The organism is Sphingomonas benefaciens (genome assembly GCF_052907485.1).
Genome location: NZ_JBREIC010000001.1, coordinates 1,181,305 through 1,205,668 on the forward strand (window position 1 = coordinate 1,181,305; position 24,364 = coordinate 1,205,668).

25 protein-coding genes are annotated in these 24,364 nt (G+C 68.5%); 9 read left to right on the plus strand and 16 right to left on the minus strand.

Features of this window, described 5'->3' with window-relative positions; translation table 11 throughout:
- The first annotated feature begins 113 nt into the window (after positions 1-113).
- The 3 genes from ACU5AX_RS05855 (at position 114) to ACU5AX_RS05865 (ending at position 5,447) form a co-directional block, all read left to right on the plus strand.
- Entirely contained in the window at positions 114-3,425 is a 3,312-nt protein-coding gene (locus tag ACU5AX_RS05855) for a TonB-dependent receptor (protein WP_446690013.1), read from the plus strand.
- 112 nt (positions 3,426-3,537) lie between these two features.
- Complete coding sequence (locus tag ACU5AX_RS05860) at positions 3,538-4,650, plus strand: sensor histidine kinase (protein ID WP_198352247.1); 1,113 nt, start codon at positions 3,538-3,540, stop codon at positions 4,648-4,650.
- The gene (locus ACU5AX_RS05865) at positions 4,647-5,447 is read left to right on the plus strand and encodes a LytR/AlgR family response regulator transcription factor (protein WP_198352246.1); all 801 of its coding nucleotides are present in this window, start codon (positions 4,647-4,649) and stop codon (positions 5,445-5,447) included. The genes ACU5AX_RS05860 and ACU5AX_RS05865 overlap by 4 nt, the downstream gene beginning before the upstream one ends.
- Here the strand turns inward: ACU5AX_RS05865 and ACU5AX_RS05870 are convergent.
- The 10 genes from ACU5AX_RS05870 to ACU5AX_RS05915 form a co-directional block, all read right to left on the minus strand.
- Entirely contained in the window at positions 5,404-5,865 is a 462-nt protein-coding gene (locus tag ACU5AX_RS05870) for a response regulator (RefSeq protein ID WP_446690014.1), read from the minus strand. The genes ACU5AX_RS05865 and ACU5AX_RS05870 overlap by 44 nt on opposite strands.
- 86 nt (positions 5,866-5,951) lie before the next feature.
- Positions 5,952-6,098: a lmo0937 family membrane protein gene (locus ACU5AX_RS05875; RefSeq protein ID WP_198352245.1), complete on the minus strand. Its 147-nt coding sequence runs from the start codon at positions 6,096-6,098 to the stop codon at positions 5,952-5,954.
- 118 nt (positions 6,099-6,216) lie between these two features.
- Positions 6,217-7,020 carry a 3'(2'),5'-bisphosphate nucleotidase CysQ gene (locus ACU5AX_RS05880; protein ID WP_446690015.1) on the minus strand — a complete coding sequence of 268 codons (804 nt, stop codon included), beginning with the start codon at positions 7,018-7,020 and terminating at the stop codon, positions 6,217-6,219.
- Positions 7,013-8,362, minus strand: a complete 1,350-nt coding sequence (locus ACU5AX_RS05885) for a TldD/PmbA family protein (RefSeq protein WP_446690016.1) — start codon at positions 8,360-8,362, stop codon at positions 7,013-7,015. Before ACU5AX_RS05885 ends, ACU5AX_RS05880 begins: the two co-directional genes overlap by 8 nt.
- Before the next feature lie 99 nt (positions 8,363-8,461).
- On the minus strand, positions 8,462-8,815 hold the full coding sequence (locus tag ACU5AX_RS05890; RefSeq protein WP_446690017.1) for a DUF3140 domain-containing protein: 354 nt from the start codon (positions 8,813-8,815) through the stop codon (positions 8,462-8,464).
- A gap of 59 nt (positions 8,816-8,874) precedes the next feature.
- On the minus strand, positions 8,875-10,275 hold the full coding sequence (locus ACU5AX_RS05895) for a hypothetical protein (protein ID WP_446690018.1): 1,401 nt from the start codon (positions 10,273-10,275) through the stop codon (positions 8,875-8,877).
- Between the two features lie 108 nt (positions 10,276-10,383).
- Positions 10,384-11,778, minus strand: a complete 1,395-nt coding sequence (gene lpdA / locus ACU5AX_RS05900; protein WP_446690019.1) for a dihydrolipoyl dehydrogenase — start codon at positions 11,776-11,778, stop codon at positions 10,384-10,386.
- Between the two features lie 34 nt (positions 11,779-11,812).
- The gene (locus ACU5AX_RS05905; protein ID WP_198352239.1) at positions 11,813-12,208 is read right to left on the minus strand and encodes an acyl-CoA thioesterase; all 396 of its coding nucleotides are present in this window, start codon (positions 12,206-12,208) and stop codon (positions 11,813-11,815) included.
- A 1-nt stretch (position 12,209) separates the two neighbouring features.
- Positions 12,210-12,404 (minus strand): hypothetical protein, encoded by a 195-nt coding sequence (locus tag ACU5AX_RS05910; protein ID WP_198352238.1) that lies wholly within the window; start codon positions 12,402-12,404, stop codon positions 12,210-12,212.
- Between the two features lie 20 nt (positions 12,405-12,424).
- Positions 12,425-13,771: a pyruvate dehydrogenase complex dihydrolipoamide acetyltransferase gene (locus tag ACU5AX_RS05915; RefSeq protein ID WP_446690020.1), complete on the minus strand. Its 1,347-nt coding sequence runs from the start codon at positions 13,769-13,771 to the stop codon at positions 12,425-12,427.
- Between the two features lie 119 nt (positions 13,772-13,890).
- On the opposite strand from ACU5AX_RS05915, the gene ACU5AX_RS05920 reads away from it, so the two are divergent.
- Genes ACU5AX_RS05920 through ACU5AX_RS05930 form a run of 3 tightly spaced genes read left to right on the plus strand, consistent with a single transcriptional unit; the run spans position 13,891 to position 15,929 of the window.
- Positions 13,891-14,346 (plus strand): universal stress protein, encoded by a 456-nt coding sequence (locus ACU5AX_RS05920; protein WP_446690021.1) that lies wholly within the window; start codon positions 13,891-13,893, stop codon positions 14,344-14,346.
- Between the two features lie 60 nt (positions 14,347-14,406).
- A complete protein-coding gene (locus ACU5AX_RS05925) occupies positions 14,407-14,592 on the plus strand; it encodes a hypothetical protein (RefSeq protein WP_198352235.1) in 186 nt (61 codons plus the stop codon).
- A 56-nt stretch (positions 14,593-14,648) separates the two neighbouring features.
- On the plus strand, positions 14,649-15,929 hold the full coding sequence (locus tag ACU5AX_RS05930) for a M20/M25/M40 family metallo-hydrolase (protein WP_446690022.1): 1,281 nt from the start codon (positions 14,649-14,651) through the stop codon (positions 15,927-15,929).
- Between the two features lie 4 nt (positions 15,930-15,933).
- Here ACU5AX_RS05930 and ACU5AX_RS05935 read toward each other — a convergent pair whose 3' ends face one another.
- From ACU5AX_RS05935 to ACU5AX_RS05955, 5 genes are all read right to left on the minus strand, one after another.
- The gene (locus tag ACU5AX_RS05935) at positions 15,934-17,478 is read right to left on the minus strand and encodes a DUF389 domain-containing protein (RefSeq protein ID WP_446690023.1); all 1,545 of its coding nucleotides are present in this window, start codon (positions 17,476-17,478) and stop codon (positions 15,934-15,936) included.
- A gap of 252 nt (positions 17,479-17,730) precedes the next feature.
- A complete protein-coding gene (locus ACU5AX_RS05940) occupies positions 17,731-18,765 on the minus strand; it encodes an RcnB family protein (protein WP_446690024.1) in 1,035 nt (344 codons plus the stop codon).
- 117 nt (positions 18,766-18,882) lie between these two features.
- Positions 18,883-19,365: a free L-methionine (R)-S-oxide reductase MsrC gene (gene msrC, locus ACU5AX_RS05945; protein ID WP_446690025.1), complete on the minus strand. Its 483-nt coding sequence runs from the start codon at positions 19,363-19,365 to the stop codon at positions 18,883-18,885.
- Positions 19,366-19,410: 45 nt separating this feature from the next.
- The gene (gene arfB / locus ACU5AX_RS05950; protein WP_198352231.1) at positions 19,411-19,809 is read right to left on the minus strand and encodes an alternative ribosome rescue aminoacyl-tRNA hydrolase ArfB; all 399 of its coding nucleotides are present in this window, start codon (positions 19,807-19,809) and stop codon (positions 19,411-19,413) included.
- Between the two features lie 22 nt (positions 19,810-19,831).
- A complete protein-coding gene (locus ACU5AX_RS05955; RefSeq protein ID WP_446690026.1) occupies positions 19,832-20,476 on the minus strand; it encodes an RluA family pseudouridine synthase in 645 nt (214 codons plus the stop codon).
- Positions 20,477-20,527: 51 nt separating this feature from the next.
- Between ACU5AX_RS05955 and ACU5AX_RS05960 the strand changes: the two genes are divergently transcribed.
- Positions 20,528-21,274, plus strand: coding sequence for a M15 family metallopeptidase (locus ACU5AX_RS05960; protein ID WP_446690027.1), 747 nt, complete (start codon positions 20,528-20,530; stop codon positions 21,272-21,274).
- 148 nt (positions 21,275-21,422) lie between these two features.
- Here ACU5AX_RS05960 and wrbA read toward each other — a convergent pair whose 3' ends face one another.
- Positions 21,423-22,025: an NAD(P)H:quinone oxidoreductase gene (gene wrbA, locus ACU5AX_RS05965; protein ID WP_198352228.1), complete on the minus strand. Its 603-nt coding sequence runs from the start codon at positions 22,023-22,025 to the stop codon at positions 21,423-21,425.
- Positions 22,026-22,178: 153 nt separating this feature from the next.
- On the opposite strand from wrbA, the gene ACU5AX_RS05970 reads away from it, so the two are divergent.
- Both ACU5AX_RS05970 and ACU5AX_RS05975 read left to right on the plus strand, forming a co-directional pair.
- A complete protein-coding gene (locus tag ACU5AX_RS05970; RefSeq protein ID WP_446690028.1) occupies positions 22,179-23,087 on the plus strand; it encodes a LysR family transcriptional regulator in 909 nt (302 codons plus the stop codon).
- A 118-nt stretch (positions 23,088-23,205) separates the two neighbouring features.
- The gene (locus ACU5AX_RS05975; RefSeq protein ID WP_446690029.1) at positions 23,206-24,327 is read left to right on the plus strand and encodes an AI-2E family transporter; all 1,122 of its coding nucleotides are present in this window, start codon (positions 23,206-23,208) and stop codon (positions 24,325-24,327) included.
- Positions 24,328-24,364 lie beyond the last annotated feature (37 nt).

A 24,364-nucleotide genomic window follows, 5' to 3' on the forward strand; every position in this document is an offset into this window, starting at 1 on the left:
CAACCACGACTCGCGATTGTCACAGAATAGAAATATCCCACGGGCAGGGCGCGCGGAGACGGCACAACGCTGGCCGCGATTCCGAGCTGAAGCTCAAAGGGGACATTTTTCTGATGCGAAACAACCTTTTCCTGGGTGTGGCCGCGGTCGCGCTCATCGCACCGGCGGCCGTGTCCGCGCAGGAGACGACGTCAGCGATTCGAGGCTCGGTGACGGCCAGCGGCGCTCCGGTGGCGGGCGCGACGGTGACGATCACCAACACCACGACCAACGCCCGCATCAACACGGCGACGGGCCCGGACGGCACGTTCAACGCCAGCGGCCTGCCTGTCGGCGGTCCCTACACCGTTGAGATCGCGAGCCCGCAGGGTAACCGCACCGTCACCGACATCTACACCGTCGTTCAGCAGCCCTTCTCCCTGCCGATCGACCTGACGCCGGCTGCCGGCGACGAAGCTGGCGACATCGTCGTTCGCGCATCGTCGATCCGTGGCGCCGGCACGACCTCGGACGGTCCGCAGACGGTGCTGACCCAGGAGACGATCAGCAAGGTCGCCTCGGTCAACCGCGACATCCGCGACATCCAGCGCCGTGACCCCTTTGCGACGCTCGACCTGTCGAACAGCGGCGACCGCGGCGGCGCGGTCAGCTTTGCCGGCGTCAATCCGCGCTACAACCGCTTCACCATCAACGGCGTGACCGTCGGCGACACCTTCGGTCTGAACCAGGACGCCAGCCCGACCAACCGTGGTCCGGTGCCGTTCGACGCGATCTCGCAGGTGTCGGTTTCGATTGCGCCCTATGACTTCCGTCAGTCGGGCTTCCAGGGCGGCACGATCGACACGGTTCTGCTGTCCGGTACCAACGAATTCCACGGCACCGGCTTCTATTCGCAGAACACCGACGGCCTGACCGGTGATCGCATCGGCAGCTCGACGCAGGTGACGCCGAAGTACAAGTCGGAAACCTATGGCGCGACGCTGCGCGGTCCGCTGATCGCCGACAAGCTGTTCTTCATGGTCTCGGCTGAGCGCAACACCGATCCGCGCCCGTTTTCGACGCTGCTCGGCTCATATGCCAACCCGACGCTGCTCAACAGCCAGATCAACTCGGTGATCGGCGTGGCCAACGGTCGCAATCTCGGCGCCAACGTCGGCAGCGTACTGACGATCAACCCGCGCAAGGACGAAAAGATTACCGGTCGGATCGACTGGAACATCATGGACGGCCAGCGCCTGTCGGTGTCGTACATCAACGCATATGATTCGCTGGTCAGCCAGAACAACACCAGCACCAACGCCGCCAACCCGACCTATGGCCTCAGCTCCAACGCCTATGCGCTGACCGAGCTGCTGAAGGCGGGCATCGTTCAGCTGAACTCGGACTGGACGGACAAGTTCTCGACCGAAGCGCGCGCGATCTACAAGTACAATCTGCGTGGCCAGGAGCCGCTGCTCGGCCGTGGCATCGGCCAGCTCGGCGTCTGCGCCGATGCGACGTCGAGCGGCAGCACGACCGGCTGTTCGACGGGCGTACCGCGGATCTATTTCGGTCCGGACAATTCGCGTCAGACGAACCAGCTGTTCTTCGACACCTGGGAAGGCTCGCTGCTCGGCCGCTACACCGCCGGTCAGCACCAGATCCAGGCGCTGGTCGACGTGACGCAGAACCGCACGTTCAACAACTTCGTGCAGAATAGCCTCGGCACCTATTACTTCGACTCGCTGGCTGACTTCCAGGCCGGCAACGCCAACCAGCTCATCTATGCAGCGCCGATCCCCGGCGTGAGCGCGGCAGCCGACTTCCGCTATACCCAGTTCACCTTCGGCATGCAGGACGAGTGGCAGGTTACCGACACCCTCGCCGTCACTTATGGCGCGCGGTACAGCATGTATGCCCAGGGTGAGCGCCCGGTCTACAATCCCTATTTTAACACCCGCTACGGCTATCCGAACACGAATACCTACAACGGCCTCGATCAGTTCGAGCCGCGCATCAGCTTCGATTGGAAGCCCGACAACTTCCTCGGTGGGCTGAAGCTGCGCGGCGGCGCCGGCATCTTCGGTGGCGGTTCGCCCGACATCTACGAGTCGAACAGCTTCTCGAACACGATCACCACCAGCGCGATCACGATCACGCGCGCGGCGCAGGGTTCCAACACCTGCACCTCGAGCATCACCGTGCCGACCGACATCTGCACCGCGGCGCTCAACAACGTCACCGGCAACGTGCCGTCGTCGGTGGCAGCCTTTGCCGCCAACGCAGCTGCCAATCCCGCGGCAGCCGCAAACGTCGCGCGCACCAACACCGGCGCCCTGGCACCGAACTTCCATCTGCCGCGGTCGCTGAAGGCGACGATTTCGGGTGATTACCGCTTCCAGGGCTTCAACCTGGGTGCCGATTATTACTACTCTAAGGTCGTCGACGGCGTGATCTTCACCGACGCGCGGTCGGTGCCGATCGGCCTGCTGCCGGACGGTCGCGTCCGCTACGGTGCCGCGACCGGTACCTTTGCCGATGCCAATTACGACATCATCACGGGCAACAGCCATCAGGGCCACAGCCACATCATCGTCGTTCGCGCCAGCAAGGACTTTGATTGGGGTCTGAGCCTGTCGGGTAGCTACACCCGCCAATGGGTGAAGGATGTCGGCAACGCGACTTCGTCGACGATCAACTCGAACTACCGCAACCAGTTCTTCGCCGATCCGAACGTCCCGTCGTATGGAACGTCGAGCGACCAGATCAAGTGGCAGTTCAAGTATTCGGTCGGCTACGATCACGCGTTCTTCGGCGACTATCGCACCGTGTTCCAGCTGTTCGGTGAAACCCGCGCGGGCCGTCCGTTCAGCTACACGATGCAGGACAACGTCTCGACCCGTTCGACCGTGTTCGGCACCGTGCTGACCGGCAACACGCCGACCAACCTGCTCTACGTGCCGACCGGTACCGGCGATGCTAAGGTCAGCTACGACAGCACGACCACGCAGACCGCGCTCGACGCCTACATCAATGCCAACCCCGATCTCGCCAAGTATCGTGGCCAGATCATCGCCAAGAACACCGCACGCAACCGGGCGTTCACCCGCATCGATCTGCACGTCGAGCAGGAAATTCCGACGTTCCTCGGCAAGTCCCGCCTGTCGATCTTCGCGGACATCAACAACCTGCCGAACCTGCTCAACAAGAACTGGGGCGGTCTGCGCCAGTTCGGCTTCCCGTATGGCGCCTCGTTGGTCAACGTGCAGTGCCTGAGCGTGGCGACGCCGACCGGGACCACGCCGGGGACGGGTGTGGTCAACACCAGCTCGTCGCAGCCATGCGCCCAGTATCGCTACAGCTCGTTCGCGTCGCCGAACACCAAGTCGCTGAACTTCACGCAGTCGCTGTACCAGATCCGCCTCGGCGCCCGCTTCTCCTTCTAAGGCGAACGGGAACCGCCTGACGGTTCGAACTCCAGGGCCGCCGCTTCCTTCGGGCAAGCGGCGGCCCTTCTCTTTTGCGCGACGCGCCGCTCCCGTGTAGAGGCGGGGCGACATGGCGACCCTTCCCGCCCCGCAGCGCCCCGCGCTCAACGTACGCCCCTTCTTCGAGGACAAGGCCCGCGCCTTCTGGACGCTGCAGGCCGTCGGCTGGACCGGCTATCTGCTGCTCCGCGGCGCCTCGACGCTGTCGAACCTGTCGGTCAAGGCGGTGATCCCCGCGATCGTCGAGGCGATCGTCGGCTATTGCATCACCCTGCTGCTCTCGACGCTGTACGGCTATTATCGCTCGCTGCCGCGCCTTGGCGGGGTGCTGCTGACCGTGCTGACGCTGCTCGGCGCGGTGCTGTTCTATGCGCTGATCGTCTCCATCGCCTTCTCGCTGGTGCGCGACGATCGCGCCGCGGTGACGATCGTCGGCATGTTCGGCGCGCTCTATGTCGCCTTCATCGTCCTGACCGGCTGGTCGGCGCTCTATTTCGGCATCAACTTCTACCTGATCGTCGAACAGCAGATCGACGAGATGCACGTGCTGGAAAATCAGGCGTCGTCGGCGCAGCTGGCGATGCTGCGCTACCAGCTCAACCCGCACTTCCTGTTCAACACGCTCAACTCGATCTCGACGCTCGTCCTGCTCAAGCAGACGGAACGGGCGAATGCGATGTTGAGCCGTTTATCGTCCTTCCTGCGTTACACGCTCGCCAACGAACCGACCGCGCACGTCACGGTCGCGCAGGAGGTGGAGACGTTGAAACTGTACCTCGAGATCGAAAAGATGCGCTTCGAGGAGCGGTTGCGCCCGGTGTTCGACATCGATCCGCGCGCCGAACGTGCCCGCCTGCCGTCGCTGCTGCTCCAGCCCCTGGTCGAGAATGCGATCAAATATGCGGTCAGCCCGCAGGAGGATGGCGCGGAGATCTGCGTGCGCGTGCGGCTCGCCGGGGACCGGGTGCAGATCGGCGTGTCCGACACCGGGCCGGGCTTGCACGAGACCCGCATCACGCCCAGCCTTTCAACCGGCGTGGGTCTTACCAATATCAGGGAGAGGCTGGTGCAGGCCTATGGCCCGGATCAGCGCTTCGAGACGCGTACCACGCCGGCTGGCGGGTTTTCGGTGGATATCGAGATTCCCTTCCAGCTCGACGATGTGAGTAGAGAGGCCGCATGACGATCAGAACCATCCTGGTGGACGACGAACCGCTCGCGATCCAGGGATTGGAGCTTCGGCTCCAGGCGCACGATGATGTCGAGATCATCGAGAAATGCTCCAACGGGCGCGAGGCGATCCGCGCGATCAAGACGCACAAGCCCGATCTCGTCTTTCTCGACATCCAGATGCCGGGCTTCGACGGCTTTTCGGTGGTGCAGGGGCTGATGGAGGTGGAGCCGCCGCTCTTCGTCTTCGTCACCGCTTATTCCGATCATGCGTTGCGCGCGTTCGAGGCGCAGGCGGTCGACTATCTGATGAAGCCCGTCGAGGAAGCGCGCCTCGCCGACACACTCGACCGGGTGCGGCAAAGGCTCAGCGAAAAGCGCGGCGTCGAGGAGGTCGAAAAGCTGAAGGAGGTGCTTGCCGAGCACGCGCCCGAAGCTGCGGCCGACATGGCCGACGGCAGCGATGGTGTCGCGGCGAACCGCTTTGAAAAGCTCATCAACATCAAGGATCGCGGCCAGATCTTCCGCGTCGACGTCGACACGATCGAGCGGATCGACGCCGCCGGCGACTATATGTGCATCTACACCGGCGACAATACGCTGATCCTGCGCGAGACGATGAAGGACCTGGAAAAGCGGCTCGACCCGCGCCGGTTCCAGCGCGTCCACCGGTCGACGATCGTCAACCTCGACCTGGTCAAGCAGGTCAAGCCGCACACCAACGGCGAATGCTTCCTCGTCCTCGATTCGGGCGCGAGCGTGAAGGTCAGCCGCAGCTATCGTGACGTGGTCGCCCGCTTCGTCCACTGATCGCCAGCGACGGGGCGAGGCGACGACTTGCCCCGCTCGCTGCGGCCGGCGGGAGCAGGCCGTCGCCGAGCAGGCGCGCCACCTGTGCGGCCGTATAGGGTTTGGGCAGGAAGACGCTGCCGACGGGCAGGGCATCGTCGTCGACGCTGCCAGCGCCGGAGGTGATGACGATCGTCAGATCCGGTCGCGCCTGCCGCAACCGGTGCGCCAATTGCAGCCCGTCGATCGCCCCCGGCATCCGGATGTCGGTGAAGACGGCAACGGGATAGGGCGGCTGCGCCATGCGCAGCATCGCCTCCTCGGCATCGGCGGCTTCGATTACGGCGAACCCCGCTTCTTCTAGGGCAAGATGGGCGTGGACGCGCAACAGGGGTTGATCCTCGACGACGAGAACCAGAGGTCGGTCGATAGTGGTCATCGGCAGATCAACCGCCCCCGGCTCGCCACGTTCCAGTTTTACGATCAGAATCAGTGGTTAACGCGGCGAACCGTGGGGCCGGTCGCCTAGATGGCGCGGCGGCCGGTGAACAGCTGGATCAGGCCGACGATGATCGCGATGACGAGCAGGATGTGGATCAGGCCACCGGCGATGTGGAGCGAGAAGCCGAGCAGCCACAGGATGAGCAGGATGACGGCGATGGTCCAGAGCATCGGATGGTCCCTTTGTGTCGGTCGACGCCCCCAATGGCATCGATCGGCAACAAAACGTTACGCAGGCGTCAGGGTTCCGGTGCCTCAGCGGCGCACCTAATTCAGATCACAGCCTTTTTCAGGATGACGTAGGTGGCGGGCCGAGGATCGCACGGGCCCGGTCGGCGAGCCGGTCGACCGCCGCGGCATGGATGCCGGGCGCCGCGGCGACGACGCCGAATGCGGTCGGATCGGCCTTGTTGAAGCGCAGCGCGGCACCGGTGGCATCGCCGATCCCCGCGCCCGCCTCCGCCGCGATCAGCACTGCGGCGGCGATGTCCCATTCGTTGCCCCAACGCAGCGTCGCGACCAGATCGGCCTCGTCGGCGGCGACCATGGCGATGCGCAGCGCGATCGAATTGGGCTTGGCGACCGGCGACAGATCGCGGTCCGCCTTGGGCAGAGCGTCGGTCGGCACGCGCGCTCCGGGCAGCGCGGTACGACCGCCCGCCCGCAGCCGCACGCCGTTGCGCCACGCCCCCTGCCCCGCGACGGCGGTCCAGCGCTCGCGTCGCGCGGGCGCGTCGAGCACCGCGATCGTCACGTGCCCGTCCTCGACCAGAGCGACCGACACCGCCCAGCCCTCACGCCCGCGGATATAGTCGCGCGTGCCGTCGATCGGATCGACCACCCAGACGCAATGGTGAGCCAGGCGCTCGGGACTGTCGGCGCTTTCCTCCGACAGCCAGCCCGCCTCCGGCAGCAGGGCGGCGAGGCGCGCACGGAGCATCCGGTCAACGTCGATGTCGACTTCGCAGACCGGGCTGCCCGGCGTCTTTTCCCATTGGCGGAAATCGGTCCGCCAGCGCGCCAGAGCCATCTGCCCGGCATCAGCCGCCGCCTGGGCGACGGCGCGGCAGAGGGCGGCGCGCGGGTCAGCCACCGGCGACCGTCATCCCGTCGATGCGCAGCGTCGGCACGTTGGTGCCATAGCGGAATTCCAGATCGTTCGCCGGCGTCAGCTGCAGGAACATGTCCTTGAGGTTGCCGGCGACGGTGAATTCGGCGACCGGGCCGGCGATTGCGCCGTTGTCGATCAGGAAGCCGGCGGCACCGCGGCTATAGTCGCCGGTGACCGGATTGACGCCCTGACCGATCAGTTCCGTGACATAGACACCGCGGACGATGTCGCCGATCAAAGTTTCCACCGGCACCGCGCCCGCCGCCATGTAGAGGTTGCTCGGCGACACGCCCGGCCCGCCGCCGACGCCGCGCGCGGCATGGCCGGTCGGCTCCAGACCCAATTGCCGGGCAGAGCCGCTGTCCAGCAGCCAGGTTTCGAGCATGCCGTCCTCGACCAGCGCGACCGGCGACACCGGCAGACCCTCGCCGTCGAACGGGCGCGAGCGCAGGCCGTGCGGGCGATGCGGATCGTCATGCACCGACACGCCCGCCGCGAACACCTGCGTGCCGAGCGCGTCGAGCAGGAAGCTGGTCCGGCGGGTGATCGCCTGCCCCGCGATGGCGCCGGTCAGGTGGCCGAGCAACGAGGCGCCGACGCGAGGATCGAAGACCACCGGCATCGGCCCGCTGGCGATCCGCCCCGGGTTGAGCCGCGCGACCGCCCGCTCGCCCGCGCGCCGGCCGATCTCGGCCGCCGATTCGAGATGGCTGCGGTGGCGGGCGGCGTGATGCCAGTAATCGCGCTCCATGCCGCTGGCGACGTCGCCAGCCAGCACGCTCGCCGACAGGCCATAGGCGGTGGCGGCATAGGCTCCGGCGAAACCGTGGCTGGTGGCGAGCGCCCAGACCGAGCGGGAGGCGCTGGCGCCGGCGCCTTCGCTGTTCGAAATACCGGCGACCGCACGCGCCGCCTCCTCGGCTTCGAGCGCCAGCGCCTTGAGCTCGGCCGGTTCCGCCTCGCCCCGGTCGTCGAGGTCGAGCAGCGGCGGCGCGCCGTGCATCAGCCGGTCCGCCGGGGCAAGCCCCGCCCAGCGATCCTCCGGCGCCTCGCGCGCCATCGCTACCGCGCGCTCGACCAAGGCGGCGACCGCGTCGCTCGACAGATCGGAGGTGGAGACGCTTGCCGAGCGTTGGCCGACGAAGACGCGCAGGCCCAGTTCTTCGCTTTCGGACCGGCCGACGTCCTCCAGGGCGCCGAGGCGCACGGAAACGTCGAGCGAGGAATCGGCGGCGAAGACGGCATCGGCGGCATCGGCGCCTGCAGCACGAGCACGGGCGACGATGTCGGCGGCGCGATCACGCGCCTGATCAGGAGTCAGCATAGCGTGCGACTTAGGGACCTCATGCTTGCGATGCTAGGGTGGGATCGCGGCGACCCGACACGCGACCCCGCCTCGACCGGTCCATCCGATCGACCGGGCTCAATCCTTCAGTGGATCGTGCCCCCAGTTCATCAGGGAATAGCGCCAGTCGCTGTGCTCGACGTCGTCCTTCGGCCCGCCCTGCGCCAGGTGCCGGTGGACGTAGGACGTCACCTTCTTCATGTGCGCATAATCGTCGTCGGTAAGGTCGGCCTTCTTCTTGTGCTTGATCTCGACGATCCGCTTGCCGGACTTATGACCGACGCTCTCGCCCGATCCCTTGCCATCCTCGCCCTTCCAGCCGACGCGCTTGCTGTCGTCGGTGTCGAGGAACTTCTCCAGCGTAGCGGGGGTCATGTTCACCGCCTCGGCGAATTCCTTGTAGATCGCGTCGTGATCGTCTTGCTTGGCCATGATCTGCTCCGGTCATCCAGCAGCGGCAACGCGCTCGCCGGCTGGACGGTTGCCGGTGGTCAGCCCAACATCCCGACATAGGTTTGCGGCGGCGCGGGCAGCACGACGCGGGCGATCAGGCCGGCGAACAGGACCAGCGCGAGCAGCACCAGCGCCGGCCGGGCGACGCGGATACGGCCGACGAGTACCCAAGCGATCGCCGTCGCGATCATCGGCCAGAGATGGTAGCGCAGGTCGGAGGCGATGCTGAGCACGGCGAAGCTGCCCTCCAGCGCGAGCGCCGAGACGAGCAGCGCCGCGGCGAGCCGCCCTGCCCCGTCCCCCCGCCGCCAGGCCGCGGGCAGCCGGATCAATGCCAGGACGAACCAGACGATCGGCCAGCCAAAGGGCGTTTCGACCAGCGTGGCGGCGACCGTCTGCCACCGCGTCGCGCGCGCGGCCGGCGATGCGAGGCCGAGGCGATTGGGCTCGTTCGCCTGCGGCGGCGCCGCGCCGGGCCAGCGGAACGGCACCAGCCAGCGCATGGTCGAATTGAGATGGGCGAGGCGATGGCCGGCATAGGCGATCGGATGGGTCACCGCGGCGGCCGCCCAGCGCAGATAGAGCTGGCCGGGCGACAGCGTCGCGAGCGTCGCGACCTCCGCTTGGCAGCGGCGCGGCTCGCCGAGCGGGTCCCAGAAATAGGGGCGGACGCAGGCCTTGCGGCGCAACGCGACGATCGCCCGCGGTGACAGGCCGGTGGCGGGGTCGCCGCTGCGCACGGCGATGCCGGCAAGGTCGTAGGTCGGCTGGGTGCGCTCGACCCCGCTGGGCGTGGCGGCGAGCAGGCGATGGTTGATCGGACCGGCGATGCCGATCACCGCCAGGATGGCGACCAGCGCCAACAGGGCGGCGAGCACGATGCGGATCGGCGGCGTCGGCCGCGGCCGGCGCCACGCCAGCATGACGACGAAGGGCACCACGGCGAAGACCGCGTTCGCGCGGACCAGCATGGCATAGCCGAGCAGCAGCGCGACGACGATCCAGACGCCGACGGGTAGCCGCCGCTCGCGCAGCCGCCACATCGCGACCAGGCCGGTCGCGGCGAGCAGCGCCGCGAGCATCTGCGTGTCCTTGAGCACCACCGGCTGCCAGCCGAGGAACGGCGGCCACAGCGCGACGACCAGCAGCGCGAGCGCCGCGACGCGACGGCCGATGGCGGCGAGCACCACGATCAGGACGCCGAAGCCGAGCCAATAGCCGGCGAGCTGGAGCAGCATCATCGGCGCCTGGCCGCGCGTGCCGAACAGCGCCCACAGATGCGCCATGATCGGCGGGTGCCAGTCCTCGTAGCGGCCCGACAACGCCTGCTCATATTGAGCGAGGCTATCGTACTGGACATAGCCCGGCCAGAACAGCGTGGCGCTGGCCAGGAACAGCAGCGCCATGCCGATGGCGAGGCGGGTGGTGCGGTGGATCATCACTCTATTCTAGCAGCCGCTGCCCTCACCCTTCCCCCTGCCTTTGCCGGGAGGCGGCGCCCTCCGCGCGGCGCCGTGAGGGTGAGGGCCGGCGGTGCGACCACCATGCTAAAAGTGCAGCGCGCGGCCGTAGGCGCTCAGCACGCTCTCGTGCATCATCTCCGACAGCGTCGGATGCGCGAACACCGTTTCCATCAGCTCATGCTCGGTGGTCTCGAGCTGGCGGGCGACGACATAGCCCTGGATCAGCTCGGTGACTTCCGCGCCGACCATGTGCGCGCCGAGCAGCTCGCCGGTCTTGGCGTCGAACACCGTCTTGATGAAGCCCTCCGCCTCGCCGAGCGCGATCGCCTTGCCGTTGCCGATGAAGGGGAATTTGCCGACCTTCACCTCATGCCCGGCCTCCTTGGCCTTGGCCTCGGTCAGGCCGACGCTGGCGACTTGCGGCCGGCTGTAGGTGCAGCCCGGGATGTTCCACGTCTCGAAGGGATGCGGGTTCTCGCCGGCGATCTTCTCGACGCAGACGATGCCCTCGTGGCTCGCCTTGTGCGCCAGCCAGGGCGCGCCGGTGACGTCGCCGATCGCATAGATCCCCTCGACGTTGGTGCGGCCGAAGCCGTCGACCTTGATGTGGCCACGCTCGGTCTCGACGCCCAGGGCCTCCAGCCCGATATTCTCGGTATTGGGGACGATGCCGATCGCGACGATGACGTGGCTGTATTCCTCAGCCGCGACCTTGCCGTCGGCGCCCTTAATCGATGCCGTCACCTTGTCCTTGCCGGTCTCGATCTTCTCCAACGCGGCGCCGGTGACGATCTTGATGCCCTGCTTGGTCAGCGCCTTGGTCATGAACTCGCTGACCTCGGCATCCTCGACAGGCAGGATGCGCGGCAGCATCTCGACGATCGTCACGTCCGCGCCCATGTCGTTGTAGAAGCTGGCGAATTCGACGCCGATCGCGCCCGAGCCGATGACCAGCAGCTTGGTCGGCATGACCTGCGGCACCATCGCATGGCGATAGGTCCAGATACGCTCGCCGTCCGCCTTGGCGAAGGGCAGGTCGCGGGCGCGGGCGCCGGTGGCGATCAGGATATGCTTGCCGGCGAGCTCGACGGTCTGGTCGCCCTGCTTGACCGACAGCTTGCCCTTTCCGGTGACCGTGCCGACACCCTCGACGACGGTGACCTTGTTCTTCTTCATCAGGCCCTTGACGCCGGCGTTGAGCTGGCCCGCGACCTTGCGGCTGCGGTCGACGATCTTGCCGAGGTCGAAGCCGACATTGTCCGCCTTCAGCCCGTAGGCGTCGGCATGGGTCATGTAATGGTAGATCTCCGACGTGCGGAGCAGCGCCTTGGTCGGGATACAGCCCCAGTTGAGGCAGATGCCGCCCAGCCGTTCGCGCTCGACGATCGCGACCTTCATGCCGAGCTGGCTGGCGCGGATCGCCGCGACATAGCCGCCGGGGCCGGAACCGAGGATGATGAGATCGTAGGTGTCAGCCACGCGGAAAGGTCCTTACCTGGGGAATAGGGAAAGTTCAGGCGGCCGGTACCGGCCGCGGCTTGCGATCCTCGTCGATCGCCACGAAGGTGAAGCGCGCCTCGGTCACCTTGCGCACCTCCTCGCCATGCCGGTCGCGCGCCCAGCTTTCGACCGCGATCGCCATCGAGGTGCGGCCGACCGTGATCAGCCGGGCATAGACCGAGACTTCGTCGCCGACATGGACGGGCGCATGGAATTGCATGCCGTCCATCGCGATCGTCACCGCGCGCCCCTTCGCCCGGCGGGCGGCGACCAGGCCGGCGGCCGAGTCCATCAGGCTCATCAGCCAGCCGCCGAAGATATCGCCATAGGCATTGGCATCCGCCGGCATGGCGGAGACGCGGATCGTCGGCGCGTCCTGCGGCAGAAGGGCGGGCGGAAGGTCGGTCATGTCAGCGTCTCCGATCGGCGGCGCGCGCGCGACGCAACGGACCGATGCCCATCATCGCGGTGGCCGCCATCGCCACCCCGCCGCACCACCAGATCACCTCGCGCCCCAACGGATAGGCCCAGGCCGCCGCCGCGGTCAGCAGCGCGGCGGCGGTGAGCCCGGCGACGAGGTGGAACAGTTCGACCAGGGTGCGCATCGGCGCGGCGTCGCTTGCGTTCAGGCGAGCATGCCGAGCGGACGCTCGACCAGCTCCTTGAACGCCTTCATCAGCTCGGCGCCGTCGGCACCGTCGATCGCGCGGTGATCGAAGCTGCCGGTGGCCGACATCACCGTGGCGATGCCGAGCTGGCCGTCGACGATGTACGGCCGCTTCTCGCCCGCGCCGATCGCCAGGATCATGCCCTGCGGCGGATTGATCACCGCCTCGAACTGCTTGATCCCGAACATGCCCATGTTGCTGATCGAGGCGGTGCCGCCCTGGAATTCCTCCGGCTTCAGCTTGTTGTCGCGGGCTCGCGCGGCAAGATCCTTCACCTCGGTCGAGATGGTCGACAGGCTCTTGGTGTCGGCGCCGACGACGATCGGCGTGATCAGGCCGGCCGGCGTCGACACCGCGACCGAAATGTCGGCGCGCTTGAAGCTGATCAGCTGGTCCGGCGTGTACATGACGTTGCACTTCGGCACCGCGATCAGCGCCGCGGCCAGCGCCTTCACCAGCATGTCGTTGACCGACAGCTTGACGCCGCGGCTCTCGAGGCTGGCGTTGAGCTCGGTGCGGAGCTTGAGCAAGGCGTCGAGCTGCACGTCCACCGTCAGGTAGATGTGCGGCACGGTCTGCTTCGATTCGGTCAGGCGGCGCGCGATCGTCTTGCGCATGTTCGACAGTTTGGTCGCCTCGTGCGGGATGTCCGGCACGGCGGCGGGCTTGGCGGCGGCGGCGGGTGCCGCGGCGGCAGCCGTATCCGTCGCGGCCGGCGCGGTCGCGGCAGGGGCAGCGGCGCCGGGCTTGGCGCCCTCGACGTCGGCCTTGACGATGCGGCCGTTGGGGCCGGTGCCCGACACGGCGTTAAGGTCGATGCCCTTGTCGGCGGCGATGCGGCGGGCGAGCGGGCTGGCCTTGATCCGGCCGCCCGATGCGGGCTGCGCGTCCTGCGTCGCCGGGCGGCCGTGGTCCTCGGCCTGCGTCAGCGTGCGCTCGGCGGGCTTCGCCTCGCTGCCGGTCTTGTTCGGGTCGGTCGGATCGGGCCGGCCCTTGAACTCGGGATCGGTCGGCTCGGGCGTCTCCGACTTGGTCGGCGCCTGCACCGCGGCCGCATCCTCGCCCTCTTCGGCGAGAATCGCGATCACAGCGCCCACCTTCACGTTGTCCGTGCCCTCGGCAACGAGGATCTTGGCGATCGTCCCTTCATCAACCGCCTCAAACTCCATCGTCGCCTTGTCGGTCTCGATCTCGGCCATGATGTCGCCGGACTTGACGGTGTCGCCTTCCTTGACGAGCCATTTGGCGAGGGTGCCCTCCTCCATCGTCGGCGACAGCGCGGGCATCTTGATCTCGATCGACATGCAGGTCCTCTTGCCTGGGGAGTGGCCGCTCCTTCGCGCCCCCGTGCCGCAGGGTCAACCCCAGGGTCGCTCTTGCACTGCCCCGGGTCAGGCGTCACCTAACGGAAAAAGGGGCGAATATGCGCATCTATCTGGTGGTGGTCGACGAAAGTCCGGAAGCGGCGATCGCACTGCGCTTTGCGGCGCGGCGCGCGGTGAAGACCGGTGGCGGGGTCGAGATACTGACGCTGATCCCACCGCAGGAATTCATCGCCTTCGGCGGCGTCCAGGCGACGATCGAGGAAGAAGCCCGGCTGCATGCGGAGGGACTGGTCACCGCGGCGGCGGGCGCGCTGATGCAGGAATCGGGACTGAAGCCGGCGATCACGGTGCGCGAGGGCGAGGGCCCGAAGATCATCCGCGAGATCATCGCGGCCGACCCCAACATCGCGGCCTTGGTGCTCGGCGCTGCCGCGAGCGGCGCGCCGGGAAAGCTGGTCAGCCATTTCACGGGCACGGACGCCGGCACACTAGCGGTGCCGATCATGATCGTGCCCGGATCGTTGAATGCAGAGGCGATCGACCGACTGAGCTAGGGTAATTTGGCCAGGCCAATTAATTGGCGATTCGACTTGCGCGTCTGGCCAATATGTATTATGAATACGATCGTCATGCACCGAAACGCCACGCTTGATCTCGATTTAATGCGCGCCATTGCGATGCTGAGCGAGACGTTGGTATTGCTCGACAATTTGGGCGAGACCATCGCCGCCGCCAACGTTTGCGGAGTGATTGATCAGCTCGATCGACACATGGTGCAGGACTGCGTACGGCCGCATTGATGGGATAACGGCGATCGCTGCTTGAGGACGGCGCACTTCGCCGCCACACTGTCGCCATGCTTCCTCTCCTGCTTGTGGCCGCGGCCGCTTCCGCCTCTTCCCAACAACCCAGCGTCACACGGCTGAAGGCCGATGTCGCCTTGCTGGTCGGGTTCGGGACCCGCCATACGCTGTCGTCAGCGACGGATCCCAAGCGCGGCATCGGCGCGGCGCGGAGCTGGGCGGCGCAGCGGTTCGAGGTGCTGTCGCGCGCCTGCGGTGGCTGCATCAAGGTCGAGCGGATCAGCCGCCGCTTCGACGGGCCGCGCGCGCCAAACGGCGTCGTGGTCGAGGACGTGCTGGGCATCCAGCCGGGCCGCGATCCCAATCGTGTCGTCATCGTCGGCGGCCATATCGACAGTCGCGTCACCGACGTCATGGATGCGACTCATGACGCGCCCGGCGCCAATGACGATGCGTCCGGCGTCGCTCTGGTGCTGGAGGCCGCCCGCCTGCTGTCACAGAGAAAATTCGATGCGACGATCGTCTATGTCGCCTTCTCTGCCGAGGAACAGGGCCTGTGGGGGTCGGAATTGCTCGCGGATACGGCGCAGCAGCGCGGCTGGCAGGTCAGCGCGATGCTCAACAACGACATCGTCGGCAACACGATCGGCCAGGGCGGCGTGGTCGATGCCGGCCGCGTCCGCGTCTTTTCCGAGGGCATTCGCGCCTCTGAGGATCTGGCGCAGGCGATGCGCAGGCGTGGCGACGGCGGGGAGGACGATGGCCCGAGCCGCGCGCTGGCCAAGGCGATCGATGGCATCGCCGGCACGATCCCCGGCGGGCTCGACGTCGTGGTCGAACGGCGACCGGACCGATTCGGCCGCGGCGGCGATCACGAACCCTTCCTCAAGCGCGGCTATCCGGCGGTGCGCTTCTCGGTCGGCGCGGAGAATTGGGACGCCCAGCATCAGGACCTGCGCACCGATAAGGGCGTGGTTTACGGCGACACGATCGACCGGATGGACTTCGCCTATCTGGCCAAGGTGACCGCGATCAACGTCGCCACCCTCGCCCGCCTGGCCGCCGCCCCCGCCGCACCGGCCAGCGTGACGCTGTCGGGCGACCTGTCGCGCGACACGCAGGTGTCGTGGCCGGCGGTGCCGGGCGCAGCGCGCTATCGTGTGCGCTGGCGGCCGAACGACAGCGCGACGTGGCGCGAATCGCGCGACGTCACCGGAACGCAGACGGTGCTGAAGCAGGTGCCGGTCGACGACACCTTCATCGGCGTGGCGGCCGTGGCGGCGGACGGGGCGGAGAGCCTGGTGACGTTCGGCGGTCGTGCCGTGCGGCGCTGATCGCTCAACGCCCGCCCGCCCCGCGTCCGGGGTCGGTCCGGTCCCGATCGGGCGGTGATGCACCGGCCGCCGCGGGTGCCTCGTCGCTCCAACGCAACCGCAACGCGCCACCCGCGCTGCCGGCCGTAGCCGCGCCGCCCCGCCGGGCGATCGCGGTGGCGACCGCCTCGCGCTGCACGGCACTGCCGCCGTCGACCAGCAGCGCCTGACCGCGCCGCGCCGAACTCCACGCCGCGTCGCCCAGCGCTTCATCGTCGACGACCCCCGCGACGATCGGCACGGCCGGGGGCGCGACCTCCGCCGGCGGGGCGAGCCGCACCGTCCATTGCGGAAGGGCGGCTGCGGCCCGCGCCTCGATCGCCCGATACCCCGCCAGCGTCAGTCCGGGCAGCGCCGCCGTCGTCGCGGCCAGCGTCCGCGCGCCGGCGTCGGCGCGGACGCTGACGGCATCGACACCGGCGACGAGGGCAAGATCGGCGATCGCGCGGCGCTGGCGATCGGCATCGCGGGTCGCGGCAGTGCTGCTGGCGCGGGCGATCTGCGCCGCCTCGACGCCATTGTCCTCCGGCGCGACGCGCAATTGATCGACGTGGACGTCGATCGGCCGGTCGAGCCGCGCGCGCAGGTCCGCGGCCAGGACCCGGTCGGCGGCGGGATCGAGCCGTGGCGTCAGCACCACCGCGCGGATGCGGATCGGCTGCGCATCATAGTCGATGTCGAGCTGGCCGAGGCGAGAGGCGTCGGGAAAGCGATCGCTGATCGTCTCGCGCACCTGGCGCTGGGCCACCGCCTCGAACGCGATCTGGCGCAGCGCTGCGCCGAGCGGCACCGCGAGCAGGCCGACGGCGACGACGAACAGCACCAGCTGCCAGCCGGTATGTTGCGGCGACAGATGCGCGCCGAAGCCGTAGACGCGCGCGACCAGTGCGGCGGTGAGCGCGATGGTGATCGCATTGGTGACGAACAGCAGCAGCGAGCCGGCGAACACCGTCCAGTTGAGCGTCGCGATGCCGAAGCCGACGACGACCAGCGGCGGCATCAACGCGATCGCGATCGCGACGCCGACCACCGTGCCGCCCCGCCCGCGGATCAGCGCATAGCCGCCGGCGACCGCGGACAGCAATGCGACGAGCAGGTCGAACAGCGTCGGCCGGGTGCGGGCGGCGATCTCGCTGGTGATCGTCTGGATCGGCGACAGCGTGACGCAGACCACCGACAGGGCGATCGCGAGCAGGGCGCCGGCGATCAGCGCGGTGGCGGCGCGGCGCATCTCGCGCGGGTCGACGGTCGCGATCGCGAAGCCCAGGCCGATGATCGGCATCATCAGTGGCGACAGCAGCATCGCACCGATCAGCACCGCCACCGACGGCATCAGCAGGCCGAGCAGCGAGATCGCCGCCGAGATGACGATCAGGAAGGCGTAACGACCGGACCAGCCGCTGTCCTCGGCGATCTGGCGCAGCACCGCATCATGGTCGACGCCGCCGGTCGCCCAATGCGACCACCAGCGGCGGACGCGACCGTGGTTTGGGGCTGTGGTGGCGGACATCGGCGGTCTCCGGCTGGGGCGTCGGTGCGGTCAGCCGCACCGGCGACCCGGCGGAACTGCCGGGCCTTGATCACGGCCCCCGGTCCGACCGGACGGGCGCCACCGGGTCAAGCGCGGGCAGGACGAAGGGAGCGCGGCTTCGGTTCACCTGCATCAGGCCGCCCCCGCCCGGCCCCGAAAAAGCGATGCCGCCCCGCGGGAGTTCATGCGGGACGGCATCGGGCCTTGCGGCCAGCCCGGATCGCTATCGCCTCAGCGGCAATAGCATTTCGGCGCGGGGCGCCAGACGCGCTTGGTCTTGGTGCGCAGTGGCGCGCGGCGCGTGTAGGTGACGGCGTCCTCGTAAATCTCAGTGGTCGTGGTGGTGACCACCGGCTGGGTCTGCACGACGACCGTCGTGGTCGTCGCACCAGGATAATAATAGCCGCCGCTGGCATAGCCGGCGCCGCTGGTCGTGGTCACCGTCGTCCGGCCATCGGCGGAACGCCAGCCCGGCCCGGGCAGCGGCTGCACCACCGGCGCTGGCGGGGCGTAGACCGGCGGCGGCGGTGGCGGCGGTGCGTAGTCGGCGGGCGGCGGCGGCGGATAGTCCGGCGCCACCGGCACGCGACCGGGGCGGCCGTAGTCGGCGCCATAGCCGTCGCGACGGCGATCGCCGGCCCGGTCGATCGCATAGCCGGCCGCGGCGCCGACGCCGGCCCCGATCAGCGTGCCACCCAGGCGGTTGCCGCGCCCGGCGATGACGTTGCCGGCGGCACCGCCGACCACCGCGCCGGCGACCGCGCCGCCGACGCCGCTGTCGCGGCGTTGGTAATAGGCGTCGCGGCTGTCGGCATAGACGCCGCGATCGTCGGCATAGGCGCCGTCGTCATACTGGTCCCAGTCGACGTCGGAGACACTGTCGTAGACCGCGCCGCGCCCGTCGACGAGCACCGCGTCGTCATAGTAACGGACCCAGGTATAGCCCTGCGGCGGCTGCACCAGGCCATAGGTCGACCAGTCGCTGACATAGAAGCGCGGGGCGACCCAATAACGGGGCAGCGTCCAGCCGCGCACCGGGCGGCGATAGGCATTCCAACCGCCTGGAGCGTTAACCCCGCCCCACCAATGGCCGCCGACCTTGCTGCCCCAGCGCCCTTGATAGCCGGGACGCGGCGCGAAGCCGGGGCGCGCATAGCCACCGCCGACCTGCGGCGCCGGGCCGTGCATCACGACGCGCTGCTGGGCATCGGCTCCATCTGCGGCGACCAGTGCGAGCACGGCGCCCGCCAGCATGACCTTGCGCATTCCCCTTGACCTCCTGTCGGCGACTCGACGTTACGGTTGCGCAACGCCGATCTACTTAACAGGTTGCTTACCAAGCCGACCCCGGTCCCGGAAGCATGGCCTGTGTCCCGATTAGGATCACACCAGGCGCGGCGCGAGCAGCGTCATCAGCGCGACGCAGCCGGCTTCATCTTCGCCATCGAAGCGGTCAGCCTGCGGACTGTCGAGGTCGAGCACGCCGAGCAGGCGGTCGTCGTGGACGATTGGCACGACCAATTCGGAGCGGCTGGCCGCATCGCAGGCGATATGGCCGGGGAAGGCGTGGACGTCGGCGACGACCTGCGGCGTGCGGGTCGCGGCGGCGGTGCCGCAGACTCCCTTGCCGAACGGAATGCGGATGCACGCCGCCTTGCCCTGGAATGGCCCGAGAACAAGTTCGTCGGCGACGTTGCGGTAGAAGCCCGCCCAGTTGAGATCCGGCAGATATTGCCAGATCAGCGCCGCGGCATTGGCCATGTTGGCGATGCCGTCCGGCTCGTCAGCGGTCAGCGCGTCGAGCGCGGCGTGGAGCTCGCGATAGAGTTCGGCCTTGCTGCCGGCCTGGATGTCGAACTGGTACATGGCGCGCGATGTAGGGCGGTTCGGCGCGGGTCGGAAGGCCCGTTGTCAGTCGAGGCGCACCTTGCCGCGACCCGCCTTGACGGCGCTGCGGCCCTTCTTGGCGTCGACCCGCTTCGCCTTGGCGGCGCGCGACGGCTTGGTCTTGACCCGGCGCGCCTCGCGCTCCTCCGCCTTGGCGAGCAATTCGGCGAGCCGCTCGCGCGCGTCGGCGCGGTTCGCCTCCTGCGTGCGGTAGCGGCGCGCGGTGATGACCAATTGGCCGCTGGCCGACAGCCGGCTGCCGGCGAGCAGCTTCAGTCGGCGGTAGCTTTCGGGATGCAGGCCGAGCCGGAAGACGTCGCAGCGTAACTGGCAGGCGGTGGCGACCTTGTTGACGTTCTGGCCACCGGGGCCGGACGCGGCCAGGAAGCGTTCCTCGATCGCGTCTTCCGGCACCTGGATCACGGTAAGCGCCCGGCTGCGGCCATCATAGCGGCCAGTCGCCGAACCGCGCGGGCAGCGGCGCCTCCGCCACGATCGGGTCCTTGTTCGCGCGCGGAACGATCAGTGCCGCGGCGTGGAGCATCATGCCGCCCGGCTCGCCACGGCCGTAGACCGGGTCGCCGACGACCGCCACGCCGAGACCCGTCGCGGCATGGACGCGGATCTGATGGGTGCGCCCGGTCGCCGGCCGGAATTCGACCAGGGCACGGCCGTCGCGGACGGCGACCAGCCGCCAGTCGGTGCGGGCCGCCTTGCCCTTCGGATCGGCGACCATCCGCCAGCCCTGCTCCAGCGTCGATACCTTGCCGAGCGGCAGGTCGATCGTGCCGCCCTCCCCGTCCGGAACGCCGTCGAGGATGGCGAGATAGCGTTTCTCGACCAGTCCCTGCTCGAACGCCTGCTGGAAGCGCGCCTGCGCCTTGGGGTTGCGCGACAACAGCAGGCAACCGCTGGTGTCGCGGTCGAGCCGATGCACCGGCTGCGGCCAGCGCTGGAAGCCGAAGCGCAGTGATTCCAGATGGTTTTCGAGGCTGAGACTACCGTCGCGGGGGCGATCGACGGGCAGCCCGGCGGGCTTGTCGATGACCAACGCTTCGCCGTCGATGAAGAGGACCCTGTCGCCGTGCATGGCATCGGCCCTTGCCACCGGATGCCGCTTCGCGCCAGAGGCGGCGGCGCGATGCGTGCCGCCCTGATCCTTCCTCTGCTCACGCTGGCGACGCCGGCGCTGGCCGACATCTGTCCCGCCGCGCGATCGAGCATGAGCGATCCGGGGCGGGTCTACGGCCATCTCCCCTATGGCGACGTCGCGCCGGGCGACCTCGTCCCGGCGCCTGCCGGCTTCGCGCTCAATCGCTGCCTGGTTCACCGCGATATGCTGCCCGACCTGACCCGGCTGCTCGCCGCGGCGGCGGGCGACCCGGCGGTGATGGGGACGCTGCGCGGTCTGTCGTGCCACCGCTCGATCGTGTCGCAGGCGGAGGTGTTCTGCCGCGAGCATCCCAATGCGGCGGCGGAGCGCGCGATCTCCGTCGCGCCGCCGGGGCATAGCGAACATGCCACCGGCTATGTCGTCGATTTCGCGGTCCGGCCGGCCAACGGCTGCCCCGACGCGGAGGCATGTATGGCGGCGACGCCGGCGGCGCGCTGGCTGGTCCGCAACGCGCCGCGCTACGGCTTCGAACTGTCCTTCCCCGGTGGCAACCGCCAGCAGGTGAAGTGGGAACCGTGGCACTGGCGCTGGGTGGGGACGAGCGCGGCGGCACCGGGGGCGGCCCGGGCGCGCTTCCTGTTCGGCAAGGCGCGGGACCTGTTCCCGGCGCAGCCGGCGGTCGATCCGGTGCGGGTGATCGACGGGGTGTTGCCGGTCGCCTTCGTGCGGGTGCCGACGTGGGTGGCGCCCAGGACGCCGAAACGGCGGCGCTGATCCGCCTCCCGCTTTGCGGAAGGGTCAGGGGACGGAAGAAGAGCGGGGTCGTGAGAATGACGACCGCCGCGACCGCCCTCCCCCAACCCCTCCCGCAAGCGGGAGGGGAGTTGGATGTGCCCCTCCCGCAAGCGGGAGGGGCATGGCCTTAGCCGAACAGCTTCGCCGCGGTTTCGGCGATGCGCTTGCCCTGATAGCGGGCGCCGTCGAGGTCGACCTGGCTCGGCTGGCGGCTGCCGTCGCCGTCGGCGAGCGTCGAGGCGCCATAGGGCGTGCCGCCATGCACTTCCTTGACGCCCATCTGGCCCTGATAGCCATAGTCTAGGCCGACGATCGTCATGCCGTGGTGGAGCAGATTGGTGATGATCGAGAACAGCGTCGTCTCCTGCCCGCCATGCTGGCTGGCGGTGGAGGTGAAGGCGCCGCCGACCTTGCCGACCAGGCCGCCGCGCATCCACACGCCGCCGGTCGTATCCCAGAAGGCCGCCATCTGGCTGGGCATGCGGCCATAGCGGGTCGGCGCGCCGACAATGATCGCGTCATATTGGGTCAGCGCGTCCGGCCCTTCGATCTCGGGATGCGCGGTGTCGGTCTTGAAATGGGCCGCCGCGATCACCTCGGCCGGCGCGGTCTCGGCGACGCGGCGGATGTCGACTTCGGCGCCGCCGGCACGGGCGCCTTCGGCGACGGCATCGGCCATCTGCTCGATATGGCCGTAGGACGAATAATACAGGACGAGGACCTTGGTCATGTTCAACTCCGCAAAGGCTGCCCGCCCAGAACCGGGCGGCGGGGAATAGGTTCAGTGCGGAACCAAAGATGGCGACGGGCCGGCAGCGCGTAAACGGAAACGCTGGAAACCTATCGTTTCTCGGGATACGCCGCGTCAAGAAGAGGGCGGCTGATGCGATTACCCGATCTGGAGGCCTGGGCGATCTTTGCCGCGGTGGCGGAGCATCGCTCGTTCAGCGCCGCGGCCGAGGCGATCGGGCTGAGCAAGGCGACCGTGTCCAAGGCGATCTCGCGGCTCGAGGCGAAGCTGGGCCAGTCGCTGTTCCACCGCACCTCGCGCCGGCTCGCGCTGACCGAAGCGGGCAAGCCGCTGGCCGAACATGCCGCGCGGATCCTCGCCGAGGCGCGCGCCGCGGAGGAGACGGCGCGCGACGGCGCCAGCGCGCCGACCGGGCGCGTCCGGCTCGCCGCACCGATGAGCTTCGGCATCTCCAACGTCGCGCCGATCCTGCCGGAATTCCTCGCCGCGCATCCGGGGGTGGAGATCGACCTGCACTGTTCGGACGCCAAGATCGACATCGTCGCGGAAGGATTCGACGTTGCGCTGCGCATTGCCGACCTGCCCGATTCGAGCCTGCGGGCGCGGCGGCTGTGCGGCATCCGCGTCCATACCGTCGCGGCGCCCTCCTATCTCGCGCAACACGGCACGCCGGCGCATCCCAGCGACCTGGCCGGGCACCGGCTGCTCGGCTATTCCAACGTCACCGGCCCGTGGCGTTTCCGCGCACCCGGCAAGGCGGAGGTGACCGTCCGCCAGGAAGGGCCGCTCGCCGCCAATTCGGGCGAGGCGCTGGTGCCGACCCTGATCGCGGGGCTGGGCATAGCCCGCCTGCCCGGCTTCATCATCGGGCCGCATGTCGCCAGCGGCGCGGTGGTCGAAGTGCTGGAGGATTGGGCGCCCGGACCGATCGGGCTGCATCTGCTGACGCCGCCCAGCGCCTTGCGCCCGGCGCGGGTCGAGGCGCTGATCGCCTTCCTCTCCGCCCGCCTGCGCGATCCGTGCGAGGCGGCGGGGGCGTGACACTGCTCCCCGTGCCAGGCAGCATTTCGCACCTGGCCGGGAACGGGGAGCAAAACGGACCATCGCTCATTAAGCACGGGATGCCGATCCGTCCCCTCGTTCGTCCCGCGCGCGCCGCATGAGCCCGCCCAAGGCCCGCCTCGCGCCCGACGAGAGCGATTCGCGATTCATCCGGCGCGTCCTCTATGTCCTGATCATCGCCGCGCTCGCCGCCGCGCTGTTCAAGGCGGGCAATTTGCTGATCCTGGCCTTCGGCTCGATGCTAGGCGCGATCGCGATCCACGCCATCGCCGATTTGTGGCGGACGCGGGCGAAGGTGCCGGACAAGGCGGCGCTGCCGCTCGGCATGATCACCGCGATCGGCATCGTCGGTTTCCTGGTGTGGCTGTTCGGCGTGCAGTTCCGCGAACAGGTCAACGTGCTGGTCACCCGCGCGCCGGGGCTGCTCGACCAGCTTGCCGCCTGGGCGTCGCAGAGCCCGGTCGGTGCCAAGATCGTCGACGCGGTGCGGCAGGCCTATGCCGGGTCGCAGGCGGCGCGCGACGTCGGCGGCCTGGTGACCGGAGCGGGCGAGCTGCTGCTCAATTGCATCCTGCTGCTGGTCGGCGCGCTGTTCTTCGCCGCCGACCCCGGCATCTACCAGCGGGGCTTCCTATTCCTGATGCCGCCGTCGAAGCGGCCGGCGATCGAGGATGCGCTATTCGACGTCGGTTCGACGCTGCGGCTGTGGCTGCAATCCTCGCTGATCCTGATGACCAGCATGGGCACGCTGATCGGCATCGGCCTGTGGATCAGCGGCGTGCCCTCCGCCGCCGCGCTTGGCCTGCTGGCGGGCTTGAGCGAATTCATCCCCTATATCGGCCCGACCGCGGCGATGGTGCCCGCGCTCGGCCTGGCCGCGACTCAGGGCACCGGGCCGCTGATCGGCGCCCTTGCCACCTATGCCGTGGTGCGGCTGATCCAGACCAATTTCATCACCCCCTACGTCCAGGCGCGGGTAATCTCGATCCCGCCGGCGATCACCGTCTTCGCCATCATCGGCATCGGCGTCATCTTCGGTATCTTCGGCCTGTTCTTTTCCGCCGCGTTGCTCGTCGTGATCTTCACGCTGGTGCGCAGCCTGTACCTGCGTGAGGTGCTGGGCGAAGACATTCCCCGCAGCCGGCATCAGACGTTGCTCGGCCCCGATCTTACCCCGATCGACCCCGACGGAGAGGAAGCCGCGTCCGACGCGCGGTAATCAGCCGCTTAATCCCTTTTAAGCGCAAATTAACCTT